Annotated in this window: 4 protein-coding genes and 1 pseudogene; all 5 read left to right on the top strand. The window is 64.1% G+C overall.

Annotated features, from left to right (window positions below):
* Positions 1–2,313: helicase-related protein (locus ACTS2Z_RS02255; RefSeq protein ID WP_442571612.1), on the top strand; the 2,313-nt coding region annotated here is incomplete at its 5' end.
* Entirely contained in the window at positions 2,313–2,606 is a 294-nt protein-coding gene (locus ACTS2Z_RS02250; RefSeq protein ID WP_442571611.1) for a S4 domain-containing protein, read from the top strand. The genes ACTS2Z_RS02255 and ACTS2Z_RS02250, both read left to right, overlap by 1 nt.
* Before the next feature lie 79 nt (positions 2,607–2,685).
* Complete coding sequence (gene fdxA, locus ACTS2Z_RS02245; RefSeq protein WP_442571610.1) at positions 2,686–3,027, top strand: ferredoxin FdxA; 342 nt, start codon at positions 2,686–2,688, stop codon at positions 3,025–3,027.
* Positions 3,028–3,268: 241 nt separating this feature from the next.
* Positions 3,269–3,787: a CarD family transcriptional regulator gene (locus ACTS2Z_RS02240; RefSeq protein ID WP_442571609.1), complete on the top strand. Its 519-nt coding sequence runs from the start codon at positions 3,269–3,271 to the stop codon at positions 3,785–3,787.
* A 184-nt stretch (positions 3,788–3,971) separates the two neighbouring features.
* A pseudogene (locus tag ACTS2Z_RS02235) lies at positions 3,972–4,211 on the top strand (RNA polymerase factor sigma-32); the annotation flags it as partial.

Raw genomic sequence — 4,211 nt, 5'->3', positions numbered from 1 at the left:
CAGCTGGCGGCCGATCCTGATCGCGGCCATGTCTTTACCGACCGGCTTCTGCATGCCCGTGGCAGCGAAGAGACCATGTTGCTGGGTGCCGGGACGATGGGGCCGGTTCTGGCCCGTCTGGTGCCCGATGCGCAGCGCGTCGAGCGCGAGCGCTTCTCCACCCTCACCTATTCGGGATCGAAGAAGATCGGCAAGCTGCCCCGCCGGTCGGCCATTGTCGCTTTCTCGGCGGAGGATGTGTATGCCATTGCCGAACTGATCCGCCGCCAGCGCGGCGGCGCGGCGGTCGTGATGGGCGCGCTCTCCCCTCGGACCCGCAACGCTCAGGTCGAACTCTACCAGTCCGGTGAGGTCGACTATCTCGTTGCAACTGACGCCATCGGCATGGGGCTTAACATGGATGTCGACCATGTAGCCTTTGCGTCTTTCTCAAAATTCGACGGACACCGGCGCAGGCGCCTGCGGCCTGAGGAAATCGGCCAGATAGCCGGGCGGGCCGGACGCTTCCGGTCCGACGGGACATTTGGTGAAACCGGCGATGCACGCGGGCTGGACGCGGAGACCGTCGAGGCGGTGGAAAACCACGAGTTTGCGCCCGTCACCAGGCTGACATGGCGCAATGACGCGCTGGACTTCTCCTCGCTCGAGGCCTTGCGTAACACGCTCGTGAAGCCAACACCCTCGCCTGTGCTGGAACGGGTGCGCGGCGCCATGGACGAGCAGGTGCTCGACATTCTGGCCGCCGACAGCGAGGTGCGCGGCTGGACGCGGGCCAAGGGCGGGCTGGCGGCCCTCTGGGATGTCTGCCGCATTCCCGATTTCCGCAAGACGACCGTTGACGAGCATGCCCGCCTCGCCCGCCAGATCTACGCCTATCTGATGAGCCGGGAGGGTGTGCTGCCAGATGCCTGGCTTGAAGGCCAGCTGGCCCGTGTCTCTGGCACGGCAGGCGATGTCCCCACCCTGTCCCAGCGCCTCGCCCATGTGCGCACCTGGTCCTATGCGGCCAACCGGCCGGGGTGGACGCGCGATCCGGCCCACTGGCAGGCCCGCACCCGCGAGGTGGAGGACGCGCTCTCCGACGCGCTGCATGAAGCCCTGATGAGCCGCTTCATTGACCGGCGCACCTCTGCGCTGGTCAAGGGCTTGCGCGACAAGGCAGATTTGGCCGCTGGCGTCGATCATCGCGGCGAGGTGACGGTCGAGGGCCATTTCGTCGGCCGCCTCAAAGGTCTTCGCTTTGCCGCCGACACGGCAGCTGGACCGCTCGCCCAGCGCGCCGTTACCGGCGCGGCGCTCAAAGCCGTCCGGCCAGAGATCAACCGGCGCCTCGGCGAGCTTGCCCGCGCACCCGATGGCGATCTGGACCTTGATGCAGACGGCTATGTCAGCTGGAAGGGTGAACGGGTGGGCCGCCTCGCTCCTTCATCTGACAGGCTGAACCCCGACCTTGTCCTTGTCGGCGGGGAGCTGGGCTCGCCCGAAGCGGCTTCACGCGCCGTACAGCGCCTGCACCGTTATGTCGCCGACCGGATCACGGAACGCTTGCGGCCCCTCATCTCGCTGAAAAACCGCCTCACAACGGGCGAGGCCCTGACCGGGCTGGCACGCGGCATTGCCTGGCGCCTCGTCGAGGCAGGCGGCGCGACGGCCCGTCACGGGCTTGCAAACGACATTACGCAGCTTTCCGCACATGAACGCCGCCAGTTGCGCAGCGCAGGCGTGCGCATCGGAGAGCATGCCGTCTTCCTGCCAGGCCTTTTGAAGCCCGGTGCGGCCAGCCTCAACGCGCTCCTGCAAGGTGTGCATGCCGGCAACGCCGATGGCCGCTTTCACGCCCCCCCTGGCCGGGTCAGCCTGACCATTCGGGAGGGCGAGAGCGAGGCCGGCATCGCCGCCGCCGGCTATATCGCCTGTGGCGGGTTTGCCGTACGCGCCGACATGCTTGAGCGCCTTGCCGACATGATACGCGAAGCAGCCCGGGGCCATCCACGCCACTGGTTCTCGATAGATGATGCGATGTCGAGCCTTCTGGGCCTACCCGCTGCCGGCATGGCGGCGGTGATACGATCGCTTGGCTATACGCGTGTGAAGAAGGCCCGCGAAGGCGAGGCGGAAGCCTGGGCGCGCAGACGGCCCCGCAAGGAACGGGCCTCCTCGCCCGCTCCGGTGCAATCGCCTGTCAGTGCGGACAGCCCGTTTGCCCTTCTGGCATCGCTGGACCTGCCGGCGGCACCCTCTGGCCGGGCAACGGGTCAGCGCACAGCGCGCAAGCCGACCCGCAAGCGGAGCAAGGGAGCCAGGCGCGCCTGATGGATGCAGCAATGGAGCCGGTGCGCATTGATGTCTGGCTGTTCCGCGCGCGCTTCGCCAAATCGCGCGCCATTGCCAGCGATCTCCTGGCCAAAGGCCATTTGAGGCTGGAGCGCCACGGCCAGGTCATGCGCGTGACCAAGGCCTCGGCGCGGCTTCAGCCGGGCGACATCCTGACCCTGCCCCTGAAGTCCGGTCCCTTGCGTGTCGAAGTGTGCGCCATGGGCGTGCGCCGGGGACCGCCGGAGGAGGCGCGGACGCTATACAGGATCGCTGACAACGCAGACCCGTGATTGACAAAGCACCGCGCCGGTTCCATGTCCGGCCCGCCGACCGAACGCTTCGCGCCTGACCGGAAATGATGACGCCGCCATGACCTATATTGTCACCGACGCCTGCATACGCTGCAAGTTCACCGATTGTGTGGAAGTCTGCCCCGTGGACTGCTTCTACGAGGGCGAAAACATGCTGGTTATTCATCCGGACGAGTGCATTGACTGCGGCGTGTGCGAGCCAGAATGTCCAGTAGAGGCCATCAAGCCGGACACTGAAGATGACCCGGACGGCAAGTGGCTAGCGCTCAATTCGAAATTTGCTTCAGAATGGCCCAACATCACGGTGCGCAAGGACCCACCTGCGGATGCCGCTGAGTTTGAGACTGTCACTGATAAACTTGATCAATACTTCTCCGAGAAGCCGGGCTCCGGCGATTAACCTTGTGTTTACTAGTTTGGCGAACTCGTTAAACATTCGCAAACGCAGCAATTGAATTTCTGTCACGATTGTGGTAGCTTGACCGCCTTCGATAACCGCGCCCAAAGCGGACCCGTCAGGGAAATTGCGTTGATCTGATCTTTATTCTTCATGACGACTTCCCCCGGTTTTTACCGGCGGGGATCGTATTGACGATTATCGCCTGCCTGATTGTCCGTGCGCGCTGGCCAAGAGAGTGTCGATGACCAAGAAAACCGCCAATGACAACAAGACCTTCAAGAAAGGTGACTACATCGTCTATCCGGCGCATGGCGTAGGCCGTGTCACCGGGGTGGAAAAGGAAACGGTCGCAGGCTTCGATATCGAGGTCTACGTGGTGTCCTTCGAGCAGGACAAGATGACCCTGCGTGTACCGACCGCCAAGGCCATTGCATCGGGCATGCGCCCGCTCGCCAATGACAAGATCCTCGCTGACGCTCTGAAAACGCTGCGGGGCAAGGCCCGCGTGAAGCGGACCATGTGGAGCCGCCGCGCCCAGGAATACGAAGCCAAGATCAATTCCGGCGACCTGATCTCGATTGCGGAGGTCGTGCGCGACCTGCACCGTCACGAAGACCAGCCCGAGCCGTCCTATTCGGAGCGCCAGCTCTATGAATCGGCGCTCGACCGGATGGTGCGTGAAGTGGCAGCTGTCGAGAAGGTGGATCGCGAGCAGGCTCTCGAAATCCTGTCTTCCTCGCTCCAGAAGAAAGCGGCCTGATTTCAGGCCTGCTGCATCCAATGCGTCAAGAACGCCCCGCTTCACCGGCGGGGCGTTTTTCATTTGTGCGCGTTGCGCCGGTCAATCGCAGCCAGATTGCGGCGGGAATGTGATCCGGCGAACGGCGTTCACCGTATAGCCTGACGAAATGAGAAAGACGGCCGCTCAGAGGAAAGGTGCAACCATGGCCAGCCCCTCCGCTCCGCGCAGAAGCAGTGATCCCGACCGCCAGTTCATGAAGGCGGCCATGGCCATTCCGCTGCTCGAACGCGAGGAGGAGTTGGCGCTGGCAACGGCCTGGCGCGACGAAGGTGACGAAGAGGCCCTGCACAAACTCACCAGCGCCTATATGCGCCTCGTGATCGCGGTCGCTGCGCGTTTCCGCCAGTACGGCCTGCCCTTTCCTGACCTCGTTCAGGAAGGC

The organism is Glycocaulis sp. (assembly GCF_052168375.1).
GTDB lineage: Bacteria > Pseudomonadota > Alphaproteobacteria > Caulobacterales > Maricaulaceae > Glycocaulis.
The sequence above is the reverse complement of the archived record's forward strand: the minus strand, read 5'-3'. Positions and strand labels throughout refer to the sequence as shown.

Coding starts and splice junctions, on each gene's coding strand:
- ACTS2Z_RS02240 (WP_442571609.1), top strand. CDS start 3,269: ATGACCAAGAAAACCGCCAATGACAACAAGACCTTCAAGAAAGGTGAC.
- fdxA (WP_442571610.1), top strand. CDS start 2,686: ATGACCTATATTGTCACCGACGCCTGCATACGCTGCAAGTTCACCGAT.
- ACTS2Z_RS02250 (WP_442571611.1), top strand. CDS start 2,313: ATGGATGCAGCAATGGAGCCGGTGCGCATTGATGTCTGGCTGTTCCGC.